This is a genomic window from Amycolatopsis sp. NPDC034160, from assembly GCF_055575355.1.
Window position 1 is genome coordinate 138,496 of sequence record NZ_JBVISU010000002.1, and the last position, 21,339, is coordinate 159,834.

The 21,339-nt window shown below is 69.4% G+C and carries 23 protein-coding genes; 16 read left to right on the forward strand and 7 right to left on the reverse strand.

From position 1 onward, the window contains the following. The 5 genes from ACZ54P_RS05505 to ACZ54P_RS05525 all read right to left on the reverse strand — a co-directional run bounded on the left by ACZ54P_RS05505 (nt 1) and on the right by ACZ54P_RS05525 (nt 3,507). On the reverse strand, nt 1–630 hold the full coding sequence (locus tag ACZ54P_RS05505; RefSeq protein ID WP_465460358.1) for a pyridoxamine 5'-phosphate oxidase family protein: 630 nt from the start codon (nt 628–630) through the stop codon (nt 1–3). 15 nt (nt 631–645) lie between these two features. Beyond that, entirely contained in the window at nt 646–1,530 is an 885-nt protein-coding gene (purU, locus tag ACZ54P_RS05510; RefSeq protein WP_465460359.1) for a formyltetrahydrofolate deformylase, read from the reverse strand. Further along, the gene (locus ACZ54P_RS05515; RefSeq protein ID WP_465460360.1) at nt 1,508–2,167 is read right to left on the reverse strand and encodes a DedA family protein; all 660 of its coding nucleotides are present in this window, start codon (nt 2,165–2,167) and stop codon (nt 1,508–1,510) included. The genes purU and ACZ54P_RS05515 overlap by 23 nt, the downstream gene beginning before the upstream one ends. A 63-nt stretch (nt 2,168–2,230) precedes the next feature. Continuing rightward, nucleotides 2,231–3,028, reverse strand: coding sequence for a class I SAM-dependent methyltransferase (locus tag ACZ54P_RS05520; protein ID WP_465460361.1), 798 nt, complete (start codon nt 3,026–3,028; stop codon nt 2,231–2,233). After that, nucleotides 3,010–3,507, reverse strand: a complete 498-nt coding sequence (locus tag ACZ54P_RS05525) for a DUF2505 domain-containing protein (RefSeq protein WP_465460362.1) — start codon at nt 3,505–3,507, stop codon at nt 3,010–3,012. Before ACZ54P_RS05525 ends, ACZ54P_RS05520 begins: the two co-directional genes overlap by 19 nt. 26 nt (nt 3,508–3,533) lie before the next feature. Here ACZ54P_RS05525 and ACZ54P_RS05530 point away from each other — a divergent pair, with 26 nt between their 5' ends. From ACZ54P_RS05530 to ACZ54P_RS05560, 7 genes are all read left to right on the forward strand, one after another. Next, complete coding sequence (locus ACZ54P_RS05530; protein WP_465460363.1) at nt 3,534–4,598, forward strand: UDP-N-acetylmuramate dehydrogenase; 1,065 nt, start codon at nt 3,534–3,536, stop codon at nt 4,596–4,598. Nucleotides 4,599–4,811: 213 nt separating this feature from the next. Then, nucleotides 4,812–5,990: a L,D-transpeptidase gene (locus ACZ54P_RS05535; RefSeq protein ID WP_465460364.1), complete on the forward strand. Its 1,179-nt coding sequence runs from the start codon at nt 4,812–4,814 to the stop codon at nt 5,988–5,990. A gap of 84 nt (nt 5,991–6,074) precedes the next feature. Further along, complete coding sequence (locus tag ACZ54P_RS05540) at nt 6,075–6,887, forward strand: alpha/beta fold hydrolase (RefSeq protein ID WP_465460365.1); 813 nt, start codon at nt 6,075–6,077, stop codon at nt 6,885–6,887. Between the two features lie 21 nt (nt 6,888–6,908). Continuing rightward, nucleotides 6,909–8,213 (forward strand): D-inositol-3-phosphate glycosyltransferase, encoded by a 1,305-nt coding sequence (mshA, locus tag ACZ54P_RS05545; protein ID WP_465460366.1) that lies wholly within the window; start codon nt 6,909–6,911, stop codon nt 8,211–8,213. After that, entirely contained in the window at nt 8,210–8,725 is a 516-nt protein-coding gene (locus ACZ54P_RS05550) for a type III secretion system chaperone family protein (RefSeq protein WP_465460367.1), read from the forward strand. The genes mshA and ACZ54P_RS05550 overlap by 4 nt, the downstream gene beginning before the upstream one ends. 67 nt (nt 8,726–8,792) lie before the next feature. Continuing rightward, nucleotides 8,793–9,704, forward strand: coding sequence for a DUF4349 domain-containing protein (locus ACZ54P_RS05555; RefSeq protein ID WP_465460368.1), 912 nt, complete (start codon nt 8,793–8,795; stop codon nt 9,702–9,704). A gap of 446 nt (nt 9,705–10,150) precedes the next feature. Further along, the gene (locus ACZ54P_RS05560) at nt 10,151–10,900 is read left to right on the forward strand and encodes a phosphoglyceromutase (RefSeq protein WP_465460369.1); all 750 of its coding nucleotides are present in this window, start codon (nt 10,151–10,153) and stop codon (nt 10,898–10,900) included. Nucleotides 10,901–10,967: 67 nt separating this feature from the next. On the opposite strand, the gene ACZ54P_RS05565 is transcribed toward ACZ54P_RS05560, so the two are convergent. Further along, nucleotides 10,968–11,885, reverse strand: coding sequence for a hypothetical protein (locus tag ACZ54P_RS05565; protein WP_465460370.1), 918 nt, complete (start codon nt 11,883–11,885; stop codon nt 10,968–10,970). Continuing rightward, nucleotides 11,882–12,529, reverse strand: coding sequence for a DNA-binding response regulator (locus ACZ54P_RS05570; protein ID WP_465460371.1), 648 nt, complete (start codon nt 12,527–12,529; stop codon nt 11,882–11,884). Before ACZ54P_RS05570 ends, ACZ54P_RS05565 begins: the two co-directional genes overlap by 4 nt. A 290-nt stretch (nt 12,530–12,819) precedes the next feature. On the opposite strand from ACZ54P_RS05570, the gene ACZ54P_RS05575 reads away from it, so the two are divergent. The 9 genes from ACZ54P_RS05575 to ACZ54P_RS05615 all read left to right on the forward strand — a co-directional run bounded on the left by ACZ54P_RS05575 (nt 12,820) and on the right by ACZ54P_RS05615 (nt 21,172). Next, on the forward strand, nt 12,820–14,052 hold the full coding sequence (locus ACZ54P_RS05575; protein ID WP_465460372.1) for a sensor histidine kinase: 1,233 nt from the start codon (nt 12,820–12,822) through the stop codon (nt 14,050–14,052). Beyond that, nucleotides 14,049–14,738 (forward strand): response regulator transcription factor, encoded by a 690-nt coding sequence (locus ACZ54P_RS05580; protein ID WP_037319339.1) that lies wholly within the window; start codon nt 14,049–14,051, stop codon nt 14,736–14,738. Before ACZ54P_RS05575 ends, ACZ54P_RS05580 begins: the two co-directional genes overlap by 4 nt. An 82-nt stretch (nt 14,739–14,820) precedes the next feature. Then, a complete protein-coding gene (locus ACZ54P_RS05585; RefSeq protein WP_465460373.1) occupies nt 14,821–15,810 on the forward strand; it encodes a Ppx/GppA family phosphatase in 990 nt (329 codons plus the stop codon). A gap of 105 nt (nt 15,811–15,915) precedes the next feature. Next, nucleotides 15,916–17,523, forward strand: a complete 1,608-nt coding sequence (locus tag ACZ54P_RS05590; RefSeq protein ID WP_465460374.1) for a hypothetical protein — start codon at nt 15,916–15,918, stop codon at nt 17,521–17,523. A 292-nt stretch (nt 17,524–17,815) separates the two neighbouring features. Further along, nucleotides 17,816–18,541: a sugar phosphate isomerase/epimerase family protein gene (locus tag ACZ54P_RS05595; protein ID WP_465460838.1), complete on the forward strand. Its 726-nt coding sequence runs from the start codon at nt 17,816–17,818 to the stop codon at nt 18,539–18,541. Nucleotides 18,542–18,682: 141 nt separating this feature from the next. Further along, on the forward strand, nt 18,683–19,513 hold the full coding sequence (locus ACZ54P_RS05600; RefSeq protein WP_465460375.1) for a thioesterase family protein: 831 nt from the start codon (nt 18,683–18,685) through the stop codon (nt 19,511–19,513). Between the two features lie 24 nt (nt 19,514–19,537). After that, a complete protein-coding gene (gene proC, locus ACZ54P_RS05605; RefSeq protein WP_465460376.1) occupies nt 19,538–20,353 on the forward strand; it encodes a pyrroline-5-carboxylate reductase in 816 nt (271 codons plus the stop codon). Between the two features lie 356 nt (nt 20,354–20,709). Further along, nucleotides 20,710–20,925 (forward strand): helix-turn-helix domain-containing protein, encoded by a 216-nt coding sequence (locus ACZ54P_RS05610; protein ID WP_016330918.1) that lies wholly within the window; start codon nt 20,710–20,712, stop codon nt 20,923–20,925. Nucleotides 20,926–21,070: 145 nt separating this feature from the next. Next, on the forward strand, nt 21,071–21,172 hold the full coding sequence (locus tag ACZ54P_RS05615; protein WP_007030867.1) for a 30S ribosomal protein bS22: 102 nt from the start codon (nt 21,071–21,073) through the stop codon (nt 21,170–21,172). The last annotated feature ends 167 nt before the right edge of the window (nt 21,173–21,339 follow it).

A 21,339-nucleotide genomic window follows, 5' to 3' on the forward strand; every position in this document is an offset into this window, starting at 1 on the left:
TCAGTACTGCGTCGTGAGCGCGCCGTGCGTCAGCGCCGCGTCCAGTTCCTCGACCGGCATGTCCAGCTTCATCTGGTCGCGGAAGATCTGCCCGGCGCTCGGCAGGACGGACCGCTCCGGCCAGGTTTCCGGCTTCCACAGCGAGGACCGCAGGAAAGCCTTGGCGCAGTGCAGGTACAGCTCTTCGACCTCGACCAGGATCGCCAGCGCGGGCCGCTTCCCCTTGATCACGAGGTCGTCGAAGAACGGGGCGTCCGCGACCAGTTTCGCGCGGCCGTTGACCCGCAGCGTCTCGTTCATCCCCGGCACCAGGAACAGCAGCCCGGCGTACGGGTTCTCGATGATGTTGGTCTGGCTGTCGAGCAGCTTGTTGCCGGGCCGGTCGGCCAGCACGAGCGTCCGGTCGTCGAGCACCTTCACGGAACCGGCCGGGTCACCGCGCGGGGAGACGTCACAGGTCCCCTCGGCCGAGGCCGTCGCCAGCAGGTAGAACGGCGAGTGTTCGATCAGCGTGCGTGCGTGCGGGTCGATGAAGGGGATGATCTTCCCCTTGGTCCGCTCGGTCGGGTGGCCGAGATGCTCGCGGAGCGCATCGAGTGTCTCGATCACCTTGATTTCTGGAGTCCCCATAGACTCAGTCAACCACTAGAAGACGACAGTCCGGTTCCCGTGCACGAGCACGCGGCCCTCCAGATGCCACCGCAGTCCCCGCGCCAGCGTCACCTTTTCGATGTCGCGGCCCTTGCGGACCAGGTCCTCGACCGAGTCGCCGTGGTCGACGCGGATGACGTCCTGGTCGACGATCGGGCCCGCGTCGAGGTCGGCGGTGACGTAGTGGCAGGTCGCGCCGATCAGCTTCACCCCGCGCGCGTGGGCCTGGTGATACGGCCGCGCGCCGACGAACGAGGGCAGGAAGCTGTGGTGGATGTTGAGCGCCCGCCCGGCCCAGGCCTCGCACAGTTCCGGGGGCAGCACCTGCATGAACCGGGCGAGGACGACGGCGTGCGGGTCGTGTTCTTCGACCAGTTTCCGCACCTCGGCGAAAGCGGACGCCTTGGCCGCGGGGTCGCCGGCGGGGAACGGGACGTGGTGGAACGGGATGCCGTGGGCGCGGGTGATGTCACCGAGCGAGTCGTGGTTGCCGATGACCGCGGCGACGTCGACGTCCAGTTCGCCGGACGCGACGCGACCGAGGAGGTCGTAGAGGCAGTGCCCGGCCTTGGAGACGAGGATCACGGCGCGGCGGCGCTCCCCGGTGTCGCTGACCTGCCAGCTCGACTCGGCCGAAAGCGACTCCGCGACGTCGGCGAAGCGCGAGCGCAGTTCCGCGGCGTCGAAGGGGAGCGAATCGGCGCGGACGACCTGGCGGGTGAAGAACCAGCCGGTGTCCGGGTCGGTGTGGTACGCGGCTTCGACGATCCAGCCGCCGTGCTCGGCGAGGAAACCCGAGATCCGGGCGATGATGCCGGTGCGGTCGGGGCAGCCGAAGGAGATCACGTAGCGGCGTTCAGGGTTTGACACGCACTCCATTGTCGCTGGTCCCGGCCGCGGCGCGGCGCCGGGTCAGGATGCGGACGCGGATCCGCCGTCCGAGCTCGATCGTCCCGACGAGCAGCAGGCCGAGCGCGAAGGACAGCAGAAGGCCCTTCTCCGGTTCGTCCGCGAAGGCCGCTCCGCCGACGAGACCGATAAGGACGCTGTACACCGCCCAGACGCTCGCGCCGAGGGCGTCGAGCGGGACGAACTTGTGCGGCGGGTAGCCGAGGCTGCCGGTGGCGAGCCCGCTCGCGACGCGGCCGCCGGGCAGGTAGCGGGCGGCGAGGATCAGCAGGACGGCGTTGCGCCGAACCTGGATCTTGGCCCATTCGTAGCGCCGGATCCCGTCCGGACCGCGCTGCAGGCGGGCGAGTGCTCGGGGGCCGGCCGCGGCGCCGACGGTGTAACCGAGACAGTCGCCCAGCCAGGCCCCGAGTGCGGTGACCACGGCCAGCAGCGCCAGTTGCGGCAGCTCCGGGCCGATCAGGACGGCGACGGTGATGACGGTCGTCTCACTCGGCATGAACGGCAGGAGCGCGTCCAACCCGGACACGAGGAACACGATCACCCACAGCCAGGGTGAGCCCAGCGAGCCCCGAAGCAGTTCGGTGACGTACTCCAGCAGTTCCACGGTTCCATGGTGATCACCGCAGGTCGCTTTGGGGTGACGGAGCGGGGTTCGACCGGTGAATTCCTAGTCGGGGGCCACCGACGACCAAGGCACCGTGAGTTCACCCAGCCGCCAGCGCGACGGACGGCTCAGCACCGGCCAGCCGCGCGCGGTGAGCAGATGCACGGTATGCGCCCAGCGGGCACGGACGCCGAAGTTCTGATGCGGCGCCGCCGTCGCCCAGCAAATGTCCAGAGTGGACAGTAGTTCGTGGACGCGTTCGCCGGGAACGTTGCGGTGGATGAGGATTTTGGGCAGTCGTTCGGCCACTGTGGACGGACGTTCCAGGCTGGCGAGATGCACCGACAGGGTCAGCGCACGAGGGCCGTCGTGTCCGACGGCGACCCACGTGCTCAGCCGCCCGATCTCGTCGCAGGTGCCTTCGACGAGGAGTCCGCCCGGCGCCATCGCGTCCAGCATCAGCGACCAGGCGCCGGTGACCTCGGCTTCGTCGTACTGCCGAAGCACGTTGAACGCGCGCACCAGCACTGGCCGTGTCCCGGCGAGCTCGAAGCCACCGCGCCGGAAGTCCAACCAGGGCCGGTCGACGCACGCCTGCGCCACGGCCACTCGTTCGGCGTCCAATTCCAGGCCGAGCACCCGGACGTCGCGGCGCACGGAGCGCAGCCATCGCGCCATCTCCACCGTGGTCACCGGCGAGGCGCCGTAGCCGAGGTCCACCACCAGCGGTTCGTCCGCGCTGCGCAGCAGCCGGGTCACGCTCGCGTCGCTCGCGAGCCACCGGTCCACGCGGCGGAGCCGGTTGGGGTTGGTCGTCCCGCGTGTCGGTGCCCCGACCGGTTTCAGCGCTCGGCCAGCCACTTCGCGACGAATTCGGCCTCGCGCTCCAACAGTTTGACGACCTGTTCGGCGATCACGCCCTCCAGCTTCCCGCCGACGAACGGGATCCGCACCTTGACCTCGCCGCTGTTGGCCAGCGTCGTCCGCTCGCCTTGGCCGGTCAGCGACGTCTTCGCGGTGATCTCGCCCGGTACACCGTGTACGGACGCCGTCGCGACGCCCGTGTACCCGTCGCCGTCGGCGCGCCAGGTCTGCTCGCGCTCGACGACGAGGTCGCCGCGGTGCAGGGTCCGGACGGCGGACGGGAGCTTGTCCGAGCTGATGCCCTGACGCAGCTTGTAGCGCACGCCGTCCCCGGTCATGCCGTACTCCAGCAGTTCCGCGTCGTCCCCGCCGATCTGCTCCAATCTGGCCCGCAGCGCCGCCTCACTCGACACCGCGTCCCACACGCTCGCGACGTCGGCGGAGAAGGCTGTGCGGTGCTCGATACGGGAGGCCATGGCGCCAGACAGTACCGTTCACGGGCGTGAGCACCGCTGAAACTCCCTCCCAGCACGTCGCCCTCGCCGACCACACCACGCTGCGGCTCGGCGGCCCGGCGCGGCGCTACGCCGAGGCGAAGACGGCGCAGGCCCTGGTCGACGCGGTCCGCGAGGCCGACGACGCGGGTGAGCCGGTCTTGCTGCTCGGCGGCGGTTCGAACCTGGTCGTCGCCGACGAGGGCTTCGACGGGGCGCTCCTGAAGGTCGGCAACACCGGCTGGACACGTGACGGAGGTCTCGTCGAGGTCGCGGCCGGGCAGAACTGGGACGGTTTCGTCGAGGGCCTCGTCGCGGAAGGCGTCGGCGGGCTCGAATGTCTCTCCGGGATCCCCGGTTCGGTCGGCGCGACGCCGATCCAGAACGTCGGCGCGTACGGCTGTGAGGTGGCCGAGTCGCTGGTCTCGGTCGACCTCTACGACCGCGCCGCCCGCGAGATCCGCACGCTGACCGCTGAAGAGCTCGGGTTCGGCTACCGCACATCGATCTTGAAGGGGACTGACGCGGGTGTCGTCCTCACGGTGCGCTTCAACGTCACCGAAGACGGCCTCTCGGCCCCGATCCGCTACGCCGAACTCGCTCGCACGCTCGGCGTCGAGATCGGCCATCGCGTCCCGACGGCCGAAGCGCGCGAAGCGGTCCTGAAGCTGCGTCGCGGCAAGGGCATGGTCCTCGACACGGACGATCACGACACCTGGAGCGCGGGCTCGTTCTTCACCAACCCGATCATCGGGGAGGCGCAGGCCGCAAAGGTATTGGCGGGGATCGTCGACGTCGTCGGCGAGGACGTGCGCGTGCCGCGGTACCCCGCGCCCGGCGGCACGAAGCTGTCGGCGGCGTGGTTGATCGAGCGGGCGGGGTTCGCGAAGGGCCACGAAGGGCCGGGAGGCCGGGTCTCGCTGTCGACGAAGCACACTCTCGCGCTCACGAACCGGGGGAAGGCGTCGACCGCCGACCTCCTCGCCCTGGCCCGCGAAGTGCGCGACGGCGTCGAGGCTCGCTTCGGTGTTTCGCTGCACCCCGAGCCCCTGCTCATCAACTGCTCGCTCTAGTCCCTGTCGCATTTAGTCCTCTAAATGCGGTTCTTGCGCGCGCAAAGACCGCATACAGAGGACGAAATGCGGGTAGCCGGAACAACCAGGCGAAGGCCCCGCGCGTCTACCAAGCGAGGGGCGAGGGTGAGTTCCGTCGCCGCGGGTAACGTCGGAGAGGTCCCCAGCGCTGAGCGGGTAGGTGCTCGCGTGGGGGTCAATGGGAGGTTCACGGTGATCGAACGGCGCACGGTGTTCAAGGCCGCGCTCGCCGCGGGGGCGGCCATGCTGGCCGCTGCCTGCTCCAGCGAAGAAGGTGGCAACGCCAAATCGCAGGGCAGTGGTGGCGAAGGGGAGTCCTCCGCGCCGTCGGTGGCGAAGATCACCGCCGAACCCGCCGTCGACGCCAAGGACGCTTCCGTGGTGACGCCGGTCGTGGTGAAGGTCGCCGACGGCAAGCTCACCGAGGTCAAGGTCACCGGCGAGTCCGGAAAGGACGTCAAGGGCGAACTTTCCCCCGACGGCCTCACCTGGACGGCCTCCGAGGTCCTCGGCTACGGCAAGACCTACACCTACGCCGCCAAGGCCACCGGCAGTGACAACAAGACCGCCGAGCTCAAGGGCACGTTCACCACGGTCAAACCGGCCAAGGAGGTGCGTGCCACGCTGAACCCGACCGACGACGCCGAGGTCGGCGTCGGCATGCCGATCAGCGTGAAGTTCGCGTCCCCGGTCAAGGACAAGGCGGCCGCCGAGAAGGCGCTCAAGGTGAAGACCGACAAGGACGTCGAGGGCTCCTGGGGCTGGCTGTCGGACACGCAGGTCGACTGGCGGCCCAAGGAGTACTGGCCCGCCAACATCACGGTCAGCGTCGAAGCGAAGCTCTACGGCGTCGCGCTCGGCGGCGGCGCGTACGGCAAGGCCGACGTCACCACCAAGTTCAAGATCGGCCGCAACCAGGTGGTCAAGATCCACACCCCGGACCACGAGATGAAGGTCTACCGCGGCGGGGCGGTGTCGGCGAGCTACCCGTGCTCGAACGGGCTGGACGGCGACGTCCAGCGCAACACCCCCAACGGCACGTTCATCGTGATGACGAAGGAGCCGACGGCGCGGTTCGACAACGCGCGCTACGGCTACACCAACGTCAACAAGAAGTGGGCCTGCCGGATCTCCAACAACGGCGAGTACATCCACGAGAACCAGGACAACGCGGCGAACATCGGCAAGGCCAACACCTCGCACGGCTGCGTGAACCTGCTCGACGCGGACGCGAAGAAGTACTTCGACTCGGCGATGATCGGCGACCCGGTCGAGATCACCGGCTCGAAACTGAGCAGCCCGATGAAATCGGACGTCAAGAACTGGTTCTACGACTGGAAGTCCTGGAAGGCCCTCTCGGCCGTCAAGTAGCCCCTCGGCCTCGTGAGCGGTAATGACGGTTCTAACCGTTCTTGCCACTCACGAGGCCCACGCGTCAGCCCATACAGTGCTGGCATGAAGACCGAAGTAGTCGGCTACGGCGGGACGCGGATCGGCCTGTGGGTCGAAGGCGCCGAGAACACCCGTCCGATCGTGTTCGTGCACGGCTGGGCCCAGTCCAGCCGTGCCTGGGCGCCCCAGCTCGCCGACCCCGCGCTGTCCGAGCGGTTTCGCCTGGTCGCGATGGATCTGCGCGGGCACGGGGACTCAGAAGCCCCTTCGGCCGGCTACGACGATCCGCGGGTTTGGGCCGAGGATCTCGCCTCCGTGCTCGACTTCGCCGGGGAAAACGCCATCCTCGTCGGCTGGTCGTATGGCGGATTGGTGATCACGGATTACCTTCGCGTGCACGGTGCCGCACGGCTCGGTGGCGTCGTACTTGTGGGCGCGATCACAGAAATCGGCAAGAATCGTCCGGGCGGGAAGGTCGGCCCCGCCATGCGCGAGGCCATCCCGGCGGTGCTGTCGGACGATCCGGCGGTCGCGATTCCCGCGTTGGTGCAGTTCAGCCAGCGGATGACCGCCTCGCCGGTGTCGGGAACGCTGACCCAGGCCCTGCTCGGCGCCAGTCTCGCGACGCCGCCCTCCGTGCGTTCCGCCCTGTTCCGGCGCGACGTCGGCAGCGGGGACGTACTTCGCGATCTGGACAAACCGACCCTGATCGTCCATGGTCTCGCGGACGCTGTGATCGATCCGACGTCCGCGGAGTACGCCGCCGGGAAGATTCCGGGGGCCGTTGTGCGTTGGCTACCTGAGGTGGGGCATCTGCCGTTCGCCGAAGCGGCGGAGGAGTTCGGTGGCCTGCTGCGCGGGTTCGCCGATCAGTAGGACTTCAGGAGTGTTGACCAGGTGACGTTCCCTCTGCACGGGTTCGATGCCGCGCCCAGGCGCGTCGCGGTGCTGTCGTTGCACACCTCACCGCTGGAACAGCCGGGTACCGGCGACGCCGGCGGGATGAACGTCTACGTGAGCCAGACGGCCACCGAGATGGCCCGCCGCGGCGTCGAGGTCGAGGTGTTCACGCGGGCCACGTCCTCGGACCAGCCACCGGTGGCCGAACTGGCGCCCGGCGTACTGGTGCGGCACATCCCGGCCGGGCCGTTCGAGCCGCTGGGCCGCGACGAGCTGACGGCACAGCTGTGCGCGTTCACCGCCGGGGTGCTGCGGGCCGAGGCTTTCCACGAGCCCGGCTACTACGACCTCATCCATTCGCATTACTGGCTCTCCGGCCAGGCGGGCTGGCTCGCCCGCGACCGCTGGGGCGTGCCGCTGGTGCACACCGCGCACACCCTGGCCAAGGTCAAGAACGCCGCGCTGGCCGAAGGCGACACCCCCGAACCGCGCACCCGCGTGATCGGTGAGGAGCAGGTCGTCGCCGAGGCGGACTGCCTGGTCGCGAACACCCGCGTCGAGGCCCGCGAGCTGATCGAGCTGTACGACGCCGACCCGCACGCCGTGCACGCCATTCCGCCGGGGGTCGATCTCGACCGTTTCACGCCGGGCTCCCAGCAGGCCGCGCGCCGCGCGCTGGGGCTGCCGCAGGACGCGATCGTGCTGGCCTTCGCGGGCCGGATCCAGCCGCTGAAGGCGCCGGACGTCCTCCTGCTGGCCGCGGCCGAGATGCTGCGCGAGCGGCCGGAACTGGCGTCGCGGCTGGTCGTGCTGATCGTCGGCGGCCCGTCCGGGAACGGGCTGGAGCAGCCACAGGCCCTGCGTGAACTGGCCGTCTCCCTCGGCATCGAGCGGCAGACCCGGTTCATGCCGCCGCAGCCGGGCGCGGCACTGGTCGAGGTCTACCGCGCGGCCGACATCGTCGCGGTGCCGAGCTACAACGAGTCGTTCGGGCTCGTCGCCCTCGAAGCGCAGGCCTGTGGGACGCCGGTGATCGCGGCCGAGGTCGGCGGGTTGCCGGTCGCGGTCCCGCACGGCGTTTCCGGGCTGCTGGTGCCTTCGCACGATCCGAAGGACTGGGCGGACGCGCTCGCGAACGTCGCGCTGCGGCCGGGCTGGCGTGCCGAACTTTCGGCCAACGCCGTCGTCCACGCGAGGCGCTTTTCCTGGCGTCGCACGACGGACCGGCTGCTCGACACGTACGCTCAAGCGACCGGCGCGTTCCGGCGTGCCCTCGAACAGCGCGCGGAGGTGGCGGTTTGACGCTCGACGAAACTTTGCAGTCCTCTTTGGACAACGCGGGCCTGAAGTACGACAAACGTGGCGAGGGAAGGTACTTCGTCACCTTGCCCGGGACCAAGAAACTGCAGACGAACTGCTGGCTGGTCGCCGGGGATCACGCCTTCGCCGTCGAAGCCTTCGTCTGCCGCCGCCCCGATGAGTCCCATGAGGACGTTTACCGCTTTTTGTTGCGGCGCAACGCGAAACTGTACGGCGTGCACTACACGGTGGACGCGATGGGCGACATCTACCTGGTCGGCCGGTTCGGCCTGGACACGGTGACCGAGGCCGAACTGGACAAGATCCTCGGGCAGGTGCTGGAGGCCGCCGACGGCGACTTCAACACGCTGCTGGAACTCGGGTTCGCCGAATCGATCAAACGCGAATGGGACTGGCGGGTCTCGCGCGGCGAATCACTGGCGAACCTGCAGGCGTTCAAGCATCTCGTCGAACCTTCGAACGGGCACGAACCAGGAGCCTTGACCGACTCGTGACCCGAATGGTGCAACGGCACCGAGTCCCGCTCCGTCTCTCTCCGCAGCACTGGAGGGAGAAGGTTTGATGCACAAGCGATGGAGATGGGTCGCCGCCGCCGGGATCGTGCTGGCGCTCGCGGGTTGCTCGGCGAAGCAGTCCGGAGAGCAATCCGCCGCCCAGCCGATGTCGGCCGACGGCAGGGAGGCGGCCCCGAACCAGGGGGCGCCGAACAAGGAGAGCGGCGGAACGGCGGGCAAGGAGAAGGCGCCGGTGCCCGCCGGACAGCCGGGGATCGCCGACCGCAAGCTGGTGCGCACGGCGAGCCTGGAGCTCACCGCGCCGAACGTTGGCGACGTGATTTCGCAGGTACGCGTCATCACCCAGGGCGCCGCCGGTTACACCGGCCAGGAGAGCACTCAGGAGAAGCGGGCGTCGGTCAACGTCGTCGTCCCCGCCGAGCGCCTCGACGGTGTGCTGGACCAGTTGGGGAAGCTGGGGAAGCAGGTCAGGCGTGAGGTCACCGCGACGGACGTGACCGAGCAGATGGTCGACGTCGATTCGCGGCTGGCCACCCAGCGGGCGAGTGTCGAGCGCATCCGCGCGCTGCTCGCGAAGGCGACTTCGGTTTCGGAGATCGCTTCGGTCGAGAGCGAGCTGACGAGCCGCGAAGCCGAACTCGAGTCACTTCAGAAGCGGCGGGAGAGCCTGGCCGGAAGTGTCGCCATGTCGACAATTTCTTTGCTGGTAAAGCCGGAAACGGCCGCTGCGGCGGAGCAGTCGAGCAGCGGGTTCTTCGGCGGGCTGGCCGACGGCTGGGACGCGTTCCTGACCTTCGGCGGCGGCCTGCTGACCGTGCTCGGTGCGATGGTGCCGTTCCTGCTGGTCTTCGGGATCCCCGCGGTCGCACTGGTGTGGTGGCTGCGCAAGCGGCGCCGCTCGGCGACGCCCGCGATGGCGACGGCGTCGGACCTGCCGTCCGCGCCACCACTGGACTGAGTCAGGCACTGAAAGAACTAGGCGGGACGGCTCGAGGGAGGGGGGAGTCGCGATCTCGAGCCGCCCCGCTGAAGTTCCCGCCAGGGTGGACCCGGTGACGAGGGGGATGCCAACGGGGCCGGCGGGCGCCGCGACTCGGCAGGGGGGAGACGAGTCGCGGTCGTCACCCGCGTCGAGCCGGGGAGTGCGTGGAATCCGGCCGCGCGGGACGTAGTCAACCTGTCAGATCTCCACCTGTAATCACAAGACTACCCGTTACTCCGTTAGAGTGAACTTCGCGAACCGGGATAACGGAGTGCAGTCCGATTTCCAGGGATTGGCGCTTGTTGGCAGCCCGTCTTCTGGACGAGTGAGGTGTTACCCGTAGGTAACGCACTCTCTGTAGAAGAAAGGGCAATTCCAGCCCTCTGACCGGCGCTTCCGCTCACTCTGGCAGGCTGGGGCCCATGGCTGAGCTTGGGACTCTGGTGCTGCTGCGTCACGGGCAGAGCACGTGGAACGCCGAAAATCTGTTCACCGGCTGGGTGGACGTGCCGCTCTCGGAGCAGGGCGAGCGGGAGGCCAGGAAGGGCGGGCAACTGCTCGCCGAGTCCGGTCTGCTGCCGGACGTCGTGCACACCTCGCTGATGCGCCGGGCGATCTCCACCGCCAACCTGGCGCTCGACGCCGCCGACAGGCACTGGATCCCGGTGAAGCGCGACTGGCGCCTCAACGAGCGGCACTACGGCGCGCTTCAGGGCAAGAACAAGAAGCAGACGCTGGACGAGTTCGGCGAGGAGCAGTTCATGCTCTGGCGCCGTTCGTACGACACCCCGCCGCCCCCGATCGACCCGGCCGACGAGTTCAGCCAGGTCGGCGACGCGCGCTACGCCGACCTCGGTGACGCCGCCCCGCTGACCGAATGCCTCAAGGACGTCGTCGCGCGGCTGCTGCCGTACTGGGAGTCCGCGATCGTGCCGGATCTGCGTGACGGCAAGACCGTCCTGGTCGCCGCGCACGGGAACTCGTTGCGGGCGCTGGTGAAGCACCTCGACGGCATCTCCGACGACGCCATCGCCGGGCTCAACATCCCGACCGGTATCCCGCTGCGCTACGACCTGACCGAGGACCTCAAGCCGGTCACCGCCGGTGGGACCTACCTGGACCCGGAGGCAGCCAAGGAAGCCGCGGCCGCCGTCGCGAACCAGGGCCGTTAGCCCGCATTTCGTCCTCTAAACGCGGTAGTTCGTAGTACGGACCACCGCGTTTAGAGGACGAAATGCGTCAGGGGAGGGCCTGGACCATCTCGATGCCGGCGGCCTTCCAGCCTTCAGGGAGACGCTGCAGGCGCAGGACCATCGGCAGCTTCTTCTCCTGGGCCTTGCCCTGGGCGTCCACGACGTTCATGGTCGCGTAGAGCAGCACGCTCGCCTTGTCGTCCACGAGCTCCATCACCGCCGCGATCGACTTCGGATCCATCGACGACTTCGTGCCCCCGCTCCGGATCTGGCTCACCTGAGTCGCTTTGCCCTGCTGGAACTGGGTCAGCAGCGGTCCGGTCGAGACGGACTCGTAGCGCGCGTGGGTGCCTTCAGCGTCGGCGGGATCCACGTTCAGCAGGGTCTCCGCGATCCGCAGACCGCCGTCACGGGCGGAGTCCCGCGTCACCGCGATCGCGCGGTCGCCCGCGCCCGGCTTCTCGGGCGGCAGTTGGACCCGCCACGGGTTGACCTTGAACTCGCCGATCCGCCACCGGTCGCCCTCGCGCACGGTCGAAAGCAGCACCGACGCGATGCCCTTGCTGGTGGCGCCCGCCCGGGTGCTGCTCTGGTCGACCACCGTCAGCACCTGGGCCTTCTCGGGTGCCAGCTCGACGGCTGCCGAGACGATCACCCGCGTGACCAGCTTGACCGGCTCCGGCGAGTTCCGGACCGTGGTCAGCAGCTTCGCCACCTCTTCGCGGGCGGCGGGCGTGAGGTGCTCGCTGGTCGCCTTCTCGTGCGCGGGCAGGGCCGTGCTGTCGTAGGAGAGCACCGCTTCGATGGCCGTCTGCACCGCTCCCAGCACCGAACCGGTCCGCGCCGGGTTGACGAGGGCGAGATTCGCCGGTGGGCTCTCCGGTTCGGGCCGCGCGGCGCCGGAGACCGTGGTGGTGCAGCCCGCGAGCGCGAGCAGCACGGCGAGCCCGGCCCAGCGCTTCACAGCAGGCCCAGCTCCCGCGCCCGTGCGTCCACCTGGAGCCGCGACGTCACGCCGAGCGCGACCAGCAGTTCCGAAACACGCCGCTGATAAGTGCGTACGCCCATGCCGAGGCTCTTCGCCGCCTTGTCGTCTTTGCAGCCGGTGGTCAGGAACTCGAGGATCTGCGGTGCCTCCATCCGGATGTCGGCGAACCGCGCGTCGAACGTCTCCAGCGTGGCGGCCGCCCGCCAGGCGGTTTCGAACAGCGACAGAATGCCCTGGACCAGCTCCGGGCGCGAGATGACGCTGTAGGAGCGCACCGCCTTGCCCTCGTCACCCGCCATGATCGCGACCCGCTCGTCGAGCAGGATCGTCTCGTTGATCTCCTCGGTGCCGATCCGGATCTGCGCGCCGAGGCCGGAGAGGTGGTGCAGGTGCTGCGCGGTCTGCTCGTTCAGCAGGACGCCGGGGCGGTACAGCTTGCGGATCCGCTTGTCGTGCACCAGCCGCTCGCCCTGTCTGGTGAGCGACGGCCGGGAAAGCGCCCAGGTGTACAGGTCGTCGGCCGCGCACGCGATGTCGGTCGCCGCGACGAACAGATGAGCCGTCCGGTCGAACAGCTCTTCTTCTCCACGGATCAGGGAGATGTCACTGACGAGTTCCACGGCGACAGTCTTCCAACATTCGGATGACTTGTGCCGGGAACGTCGCATTTCCCCGTGGGCGGGATACCCGGAGTCGGGATAAACGCGACGAAAGTAGGGATCCGGGCATCCGGCACCGACGGCGTCCCCGCTTCGGGTGACCCGCTTCACCCGGGAGATCTCGGCAAGGGATCGGCCACATGAACGGGGTCTGACCTGCAGGCGAACAGGCTGTCCCCAGGTGTCATAGGCATCACGAGTACGCGGCCGGGACTAGGCCAAAAGGCTACCCGGACGCTTACGATTCCCCTGTGACCACGCCTGTTGCCCTCGCCCTTGCCGTCGGCGGACTGATCGTCGGTGTGGTTTTCGGCTTCCTGATCGCGAGGGGCCGTGCCCGCCGCGAGGAACGCCGCCCGACCGGGCCCACCGTGGCCGAACTGCTCGAACGTCTCGTGCGGTCGAGCAACAACGGGGTGGTCGTGCTCAACAAGTTCGGCGACATGGTCCTGCACAACCCCCGTGCCTACGAGCTGGGCCTGGTGAAGGTCAACCAGGCCGACCCGCGGGCCCGCAAGGCCGCCGAGCAGGTGGCCGAGACCGACGAGCCGGTGGAGATCGACCTGTCGCCGCTGGAGGCGAGGGGACGTCAGCCGGAAGCCGTCCTCGGCGAGGTCCGCCCGCTCGGCGACGGGTTCACCGTGGTCGAGGCCGTCGACCACTCCGAGGCGGCCCGCCTCGAAGCCGTCCGGCGGGACTTCGTCGCGAACGTCAGCCACGAACTCAAGACGCCGGTCGGCGCGATCGCGCTGCTCACCGAGGCCGTCCTCGACGCCGCGGACGACGAGGAGGAGGTCCGCCGGTTCGGCGGCAAGATCCTCCGCGAGTCGACCAGGCTCGGCCAGCTCGTCACCGAGCTGATCGCGCTTTCGCGGCTCCAGGGCGCCGAACGGCTGCCCGATCTGAACGTGGTCGAGGTCGACGCCGTCGTCCGCGAGGCGCTCGGCCGGACCACGCTCTCGGCCGAATCCGCCCAGATCACCATCACCACCGACGCGGCGAGCGGGCTCCTCATCGAGGGCGACCGGACGCTGATGGTCACCGCGCTGTCGAACCTGCTGGAGAACGCGGTCGCGTACTCGCACCCGGGGAGCCCGGTGTCGATCAGCAGGCGGCTGGTCGACGGCAAGGTCGAGATCGCGGTGACCGACCGCGGTATCGGCATCGCCGAGGACGAGCAGCAGCGCGTCTTCGAGCGGTTCTACCGCGCGGACAAGGCGCGGTCGCGGGCCACCGGCGGGACCGGGCTCGGCCTGGCGATCGTCAAGCACGTCGCGGCCAACCACGGCGGTTCGGTCGGCCTGTGGAGCCGTCCCGGCACCGGGTCGACGTTCACCCTGCGGATCCCCGCGCACATCGGTGCCGAACCGGCGGCGACCGCCAAGCAGACTCCGCCGGTATCCCGGCCGGAGAAGACCCCCGAGCGGACACCCCGTCTCGTGGCAACAGGGCATGAAAGCCCCGACCATGGAGGAAACCTGTGACGAGGGTTCTCATCGTCGAGGACGAAGAGTCGTTCGCCGACCCGCTCGCGTTCTTGCTGCGCAAGGAGGGCTTCACGGCCGCCGTGGCCGGAACGGGACAGCAGGCGCTCGAGGAATTCGACCGCAACGGCGCCGACATCGTCCTGCTCGATCTCATGCTCCCCGGAATGAGCGGAACGGACGTCTGCAAGCAGCTCCGGCAGCGGTCCGCCGTCCCGGTGATCATGGTGACCGCGCGGGACAGCGAGATCGACAAGGTCGTCGGGTTGGAACTCGGCGCCGACGACTACGTCACCAAGCCGTACTCGGCCCGCGAGCTCATCGCGCGGGTGCGGGCGGTGCTGCGCCGAGGCGGTGAGCCCGGCGCCGAAGGCGAACTGGCGCCGTTGGTGCTGTCCGCCGGCCCGGTGCGGATGGACGTCGAGCGGCACGTGGTGACCGTCGACGGCCAGGAGGTGTCCCTGCCGCTCAAGGAGTTCGACCTGCTCGAATACCTGTTGCGCAACGTGGGCCGCGTGCTCACCCGCGGGCAGCTGATCGACCGGGTGTGGGGCGCGGACTACGTCGGTGACACCAAGACGCTCGACGTCCACGTGAAGCGGCTGCGGTCCAAGATCGAACCGGATCCGGGATCGCCCCGCCACCTGGTCACGGTCCGTGGCTTGGGCTACAAGTTCGAGACCTGATCGGCCTGGTACCCGCCTGTTGCGATACAGATCACGGTTACGGTTTCGTGACCTGACGTGCGGGCGGGTACCGTAGACGCTCGTGCGCCTAGGGGTACTCGACGTCGGTTCCAACACCGTCCATCTACTCGTGGTCGACGCCCACCGTGGCGCCCACCCGACCCCGATGCATTCCGAAAAGGCCGTCCTCCGGCTCGCTGAGCAGATCACCCGCAACGGCGACCTGAGCCGCGCGGGCGCGGACAGCCTCGTGCGGGCGGTCGAATCGGCGAAGGCGGCGGCCCTGCGGCTCGGCTGCGAAGAGGTCATGGCGTTCGCCACCTCCGCGGTCCGCGAGGCCAAGAACGCCCCCAAGGTGCTGGCGAAGGTCCAAGAGGAGACCGGCGTCGAGTTGAAGGTGCTCTCCGGGGTCGACGAGTCCCGGCTCACCTTCCTCGCCGTCCGCCGGTGGTTCGGCTGGTCGGCGGGCAAGCTGCTGGTCCTCGACATCGGCGGCGGCTCGCTCGAGATCGCGATGGGCCGCGACGAGGAGCCCGAACTGGCCGAGTCACTGCCGCTGGGCGCCGGCCGGACCACCCGGACGAGGTTCCGGAACGACCCGCCGTCCCGCTCGGAACTCATCGCGACTTCGGCCTGGCTCGAAGAACAGCTCGGCACGCTCGCGAAGAAGGTCGCCAAATTGGGTGAACCCGATCGTGTCGTGGCGACGTCGAAGACGTTCCGGTCACTCGCTCGATTGACCGGAGCGGCGCCGTCGGCCAGCGGGCCGCATGTGCGCCGTACCCTGACCGACACCGCGTTGCGCCAGCTCATCGCGTTCATCTCCCGGATGACCGCCCCTGACCTGGCACAACTCGAGGGGGTCAGCGCGAGCAGGTCCCATCAGCTGGTGGCGGGCGCGCTCGTCGCACAAGCCACCATGCGGGCACTTTCCTTGGAAGAACTGGAGATTTGTCCGTGGGCGCTGCGCGAAGGTGTCATCCTGCGGCGGCTGGACCATTCGAATGGTGCGGACGACACTGTGGGCGGCAGCGCCCGACTGGACTTCGTCGAAGGAGAACGGGCACGGTGAAGAGGTGACGGAAATGCGGATGACGGCCACTAGCGCGCGCGACGCCGCCGATGCCCCGTCGCGTGCCGGTTCACAACGGCTCGAGCGCGCATTGGACAGCACGGTATGACGGACGAGACAGAGAGCGGCCAGCCACAGAAGACCGTGGCGGAGCTGCTCGCGCAGCACGGAGCCCAGCCGGAAGGCGGGCGCCGCAGGCGACGCCGCGCGGCCGACGACGACGAGGACGAGGCTCCCGAGCCGACGCCCGGCCGCCGTGCGCCGTCGGTGAGCGACACCGCGCCGCAGGCGATCATCGACCGGGTCTCCGGCGACACCCCGCCGCCGCCCTCGCGCCCGCCTCGCCGCGGCCGCCCGCCGGGGCCGCCGCAGCAGGACTCCGCGCCGCTGCCGGTGCCGCCGGACGTCGCGTCGACACCGACCCGCCAGACACCGCCGGTGCGTCCGCCGAAGCCGGTCCAGCCGCCGCAGGAGTCCGGGCAGTTCGCCCGTCCGGCCCCGCCCAAGCCGGGTCAGCCGCCGCAGGAGTCGGGCCAGTTCGTCCGACCGGCTCCGCCTCAGGAACAGAGCGGCTATCAGCAGCGGCCACCCCAGCAGTCCGGTCAGTTCGCGCGCCCGGCTCCGCCGCAGGAGTCGAGCGGCTACCAGCGGATGCCCGAGTCCAACGGCCTGCCCCCGCGCGGCCGTCCGCGGCCGACCGGTCCGGAAGAGACCCGCGGCGCGGTGCCGCCGGTCCGCCGCCGCCCCGAGCCGCCAGCCGGCCCGCCGTCCGCCGGTCTCTCCGCGAGACTCGACGGTGGGGCCGACGCGGGCGTCGACGAGGAGCAGGACCAGCCCGGCCCGATGGCCAGCGGCGCGTTCGCGACCCCGCCCGCCCAGCCGGTGCGGCGCCGTCGCCCGCCCGCCCGCCCGGTCCAGCCCAAGGCCGAGCCGAGCACCGAGCAGTTCGCCGCGGTGGGTGACGAGGCCCCTCCCGAAGCCAAGGCGCCCGCGCCCGTCGAGCCGGAGGTACCCGCCGGGCTGGCGGGCTGGCGCAAGCGACGCCAGAAGGTGCAGTCCGAGGACACCGAGATCGGCGGGATCCCGCCGGTGCCGCCCCCGGCGGCCGCCGCGCCCGTCGAGCCGGTGACGGATCCCGAACCGGATCCGTTCGACGCGGGGCCCCCGACCATGGGTTCTCCCCACCCGCCCCATCCCGCCCCGATGCCGTTCGTGCCGCCGCATTCGCTCGACGACCGTGACCGGCAACAGGACGACCTCGACGAGTATGAGCGCGACTTCGCCGACCCGGCCTACCCCGACAGCGGTCCGGACTTCGACCGCGAGGAGTACGGCTTCGGCCGGACGGCGGACGGCTACCGGTCCGACGACTACGAAGACGACTACGAGGACGACCAGGACGCGGACGTCGTCGAAGAGGACGAGCCCGAGGAGTACGTCGAGAACGCCTCGCCGGGTAAGCAGTGGCTGGCCTTGGCCGGTCAGCTCGCCCTCGGCGTGGTCGGCGGTGCCGGGGTCTGGCTGGGCTTCAACTGGCTGTGGGTGAACATCCCCGCCGCCGCGCTGGTCGCCGCGCTGCTGGTGATCGTCGCGCTGGTGTGGATCGTCCGGAAGATCCGCAAGGCGGACGACCTGCAGACCCTGGTGCTCGCGGTCCTGGTCGGCCTGGTGGTGACGGTCTCACCGGCCGCGCTCCTCCTCGTCGCCCGTTAGCCGGCGCCAAGGCGACGGTGACCAGCACGACGGTGACCACGACGATGGTGACCACACGGTCTCCGAAAGCGCGCCAGCGCGACGGAGACTTCACCGTCGCGCCCTCTTTCGCCGGAGGCTCGCGATCTCGATGGCAGGGCGCCCTTAGGCTCTCCCCGTGAGTGCTCTCGGGGACTCGCGCCCGGGCAGCGAGATCGCGAAGGGCGCGACAGACAAACACAGCGCGACAGATATTTCAGTAGGCGTGTCGACCGCGTCCGTCTGGCCGTTGCGGGCGGGAGCGGCCTTCGAGATGGCCGCCGACCTCGGCTACGACGGCGTCGAGGTGATGGTCTGGGCCGACCCGGTCAGCCAGGACGTCACCGCGCTGCGCCGGTGGTCCCGCCGCACCGGGGTGCCGGTGCTGTCGATCCACTCGCCGTCGCTGCTGATCACCCAGCGCGTGTGGTCGCCGGATCCCGAGGTGCGCCTGCGGATGTCCGTGGACGCGGCGCTGGAACTGGGCGCGCGCACGGTCGTGGTGCATCCGCCGTTCCGGTGGCAGCGCCGCTACGGCGACGCGTTCGGTGACCTCGTCGACGAACTCGAAGAGGAAAGCGGCATCGAGATCGCGGTCGAGAACATGTTCAAGGTCCGCCCGCCCGGCGGCTCGCGGACCGCGCGCGTGTCGGCCTTCCGGCCGTCGATCGACCCTACGGACGTAGGGTTTCGCCACTACACGCTCGACCTCTCCCATACGGCGGCGGCGGGTATGGACGCCCTCGCGCTCGCCGAACGGATGGGTTCCGGGCTCACGCACGTCCATCTGGCGGACGGCACGGGCCTGCCGAAGGACGAGCACCTGGTCCCCGGACGCGGGATCGAACCCTGCGCCGAACTCCTCGAAAAGCTCGTGAACAGCGATTTCGCCGGACAGATCGTGCTGGAGATCAACACCCGCCGATCGCCGAACGCGGCGCAGCGGTCGAGGGACCTCGCGGAGTCACTCTTGTTCGCGCGGTTTCACCTCGGCCAGTGACAAAGATCGTCTCCAGGTGCGGAGATTCATTCCTGTCTGCACTCCAGGCGCTGGTACACGTAAAGTTCCGACCGTGAACCAGCTGCGCTTGTTGATCTCCCGCACCCCGATGGATCGGCTCGTGGTCTTGGTCAGTTCTCGGTGAGCGCGGCCGACGACACGGTCACCTCCTTCGACGCGGCGTGTGCGACGCGATCACTGGGTGACGGCACGTTCACCGCGGTACTGCGCACGGAATGGTCGATCGGCGGGCATCCGCACGGCGGCTTCCTGATGGCCTTGATGGCGCGGACCGCCCTCTCACTCCTGCACGAACGCGGCGAACCGCCGTCCGAGCCGCTGGCGATCAGCGCGGAGTTCCTGCACCCGCCCGCGGTGGGGCCGGTGCTGCTGCGTACCGACGTCCGGAAGGTCGGAAGGCGCGCCTCGGTCGTCGCGGTCCTGCTGGAGCAGCGGGGCCGCAGTTGCGTCGAGGCCAGGGTGACCACCGGGCGGCTGCCGATGCGGCGGCCGGAGTGGACCGACGTCCCCGCCATGCCCGCGGAGCCGCCGCCCGGCGCGGTGCCCGTCACCGGTGAGACCTCCGAAGGCATGTTCAACCTGGCGAAGGGTTGCGACGTCCGGCTGGATCCGGCGAGTGTCGGCTACCTGCACGGCCGGATCGGCGACCCGCCGAAGGTGCGGCTGTGGGTCCGGCCGCGGCACGGCCTGCCGGATCCGTTCTTCGCCCTGCTCGCGGGGGACGTGAACCCGCCGGTGGTCTACAACCTCGGCCGCGTCGGCTGGGCGCCGACCGTGCAGCTGACCGCGTTGCTGCGCACGCGCCCGGCGCCGGGCTGGTTGCGGGTGATCGTGCAGGCCCAGTCGGTGCACGAGGCCTGGTTCGACTCGGACGCCATGGTGGTGGACTCGCAGGGCAGGCTGGTCTGCCAGGCGCGTCAGCTGGCGCTCGCCCCGGCGCCCGGCGGCTGACGGCGGTTTGGCACGCTGAACCGCATGACTGTGATCGCGGTTCTGGGTGCCGGGAAGATCGGGGAGGCCCTGCTCTCGGGCCTGCTGCACGGCGGGCACAGCCCCGCTGACCTGTTGTTCACCGAACGCTACCCGGCACGCGCGGCCGAGCTGACCGAGCGCTACGGCGTACAGGGCGTCACCGTCGCCGACGCCGCGCGCCGGGCGGACGTCCTGGTCGTCGCGGTCAAACCGCAGGACATCGACCCGGTGCTGGACGACCTCGCGCCGCTGCTCGGCAAGGAGTCGTTGGTGGTCTCGCTGTGCGCGGGCCTGCCGACCGCCCTGTACGAGCGCAGGCTGGCCGAGGGCGTCCCCGTGGTGCGGGTCATGCCGAACACCCCGATGCTCGTCGGAGAGGCCATGAGCGCGGTCTCCGCGGGCGCGCACGCGACCGCCGAGCACATCGCGGTGGTGAAGGACCTGCTTTCGCACGTCGGGCAGGTCGTGGAGGTGCCGGAGTCGCAGCAGGACGCCGTCACGGCGCTGTCCGGCTCGGGGCCGGCGTACTTCTTCTACCTGGTCGAGGCCATGATCGACGCCGGGATCCTGCTCGGCCTGCCGCGCGCGCTCGCCGGTCAGCTGATCATCCAGTCGGCGGTCGGGGCGGCGAAGATGCTCGCGGAGTCCGACGAACACCCGGTGCTGCTGCGCGAAGCCGTCACATCGCCGGCCGGAACGACCATCAACGCCATCCGCGAGCTGGAGAAGCACGGCGTCCGCGCGGCACTCCTGGCCGCCATCGAGGCCGCGAAGGATCGCTCGACCGAACTCGGCGCCGCCCACGACCCCCGCATTTAGTCCTCTGAATGCGTTTTGGGGCCGGCGCCGCCGGCCGGAGCGACCCAAAATCACTGACGACCCCTGTGGACGCTGAAGCGACCGAGGCTGCGGCGGCCGAGGTCTTTTGATCTCTTGAAGTCGCGCGTTTAGGCCGATAGGCGCCGCCATCGCGATGGCAGGGCGCCATTTGGGCCAACCGCGACTTCACTCCGTAGTCGCGCCCTGGCAGCGCGATCGCGGTCGCGCGATAATTCATACAGTCTCGCGTCGCTTTAGTCCCACCAGTCCCGCTACTCTCAGGAGAGCACGTGCGTGTCGATACCACAGGTGGGGAAGCCTCGTGGCGCGACACGTGTCGAAGGACACGGTGAATCATGCCGCCGAACAAGAAGGATGATCTGCCCTCAGTGGGCCAGGTCCAGTTTTTGACGGTCGCCGAGGTGGCCACGCTGATGCGGGTCTCCAAGATGACCGTCTACCGCCTGGTTCACTCGGGCGAGTTGCCCGCGGTCCGCGTGGGAAAGTCGTTCAGAGTGCCCGAAAAGGCCGTTCACGAGTATCTGCAGGGCGCGTACTTCGACGTGGGCTGAGGCCCGCTTCGCGAAGCACAACGTGCCCGCCGGAGGGCGTCTTCCGGGGCGCGGGTACCCTGGAAGACCGCTCGTGCCTGTGCGCTCCACCCGTTGGACGCTGCGCCGGGCAGCGTGACCGACGACGAAGGAAGGAGCGCTCTCGATGGGCTCTGTGATCAAGAAGCGCCGTAAGCGCATGTCGAAGAAGAAGCACCGCAAGTTGCTGCGCCGGACGCGTGTTCAGCGTAGGAAGGCCGGCAAGTAGACACAGCCGGTGAGTGGCCCGTCCAGTTTCTGGACGGGCCACTCCCATTTAGTGGACGTCGTCCGCCCATTCGAGTGAGACGTGCATCCCCTCTGCGAGCGTCCGGTTAATAGCATGTAAGCGCTGCATCGACTACCCCTAATGAGCGGTAACATCTCAAGGGCAGC

Bases quoted from the DNA above. Each gene is read 5' to 3' on its own strand.
- ACZ54P_RS05615 (WP_007030867.1), top strand. From the start codon at position 21,071: ATGGGCTCTGTGATCAAGAAGCGCCGTAAGCGCATGTCGAAGAAGAAG.
- proC (WP_465460376.1), top strand. From the start codon at position 19,538: ATGACTGTGATCGCGGTTCTGGGTGCCGGGAAGATCGGGGAGGCCCTG.
- ACZ54P_RS05555 (WP_465460368.1), top strand. From the start codon at position 8,793: ATGCACAAGCGATGGAGATGGGTCGCCGCCGCCGGGATCGTGCTGGCG.
- ACZ54P_RS05540 (WP_465460365.1), top strand. From the start codon at position 6,075: ATGAAGACCGAAGTAGTCGGCTACGGCGGGACGCGGATCGGCCTGTGG.
- ACZ54P_RS05590 (WP_465460374.1), top strand. From the start codon at position 15,916: ATGACGGACGAGACAGAGAGCGGCCAGCCACAGAAGACCGTGGCGGAG.
- ACZ54P_RS05560 (WP_465460369.1), top strand. From the start codon at position 10,151: ATGGCTGAGCTTGGGACTCTGGTGCTGCTGCGTCACGGGCAGAGCACG.
- ACZ54P_RS05505 (WP_465460358.1), bottom strand. From the start codon at position 630: ATGGGGACTCCAGAAATCAAGGTGATCGAGACACTCGATGCGCTCCGC.
- ACZ54P_RS05595 (WP_465460838.1), top strand. From the start codon at position 17,816: ATGGCCGCCGACCTCGGCTACGACGGCGTCGAGGTGATGGTCTGGGCC.
- ACZ54P_RS05525 (WP_465460362.1), bottom strand. From the start codon at position 3,507: ATGGCCTCCCGTATCGAGCACCGCACAGCCTTCTCCGCCGACGTCGCG.
- purU (WP_465460359.1), bottom strand. From the start codon at position 1,530: ATGGAGTGCGTGTCAAACCCTGAACGCCGCTACGTGATCTCCTTCGGC.
- ACZ54P_RS05610 (WP_016330918.1), top strand. From the start codon at position 20,710: ATGCCGCCGAACAAGAAGGATGATCTGCCCTCAGTGGGCCAGGTCCAG.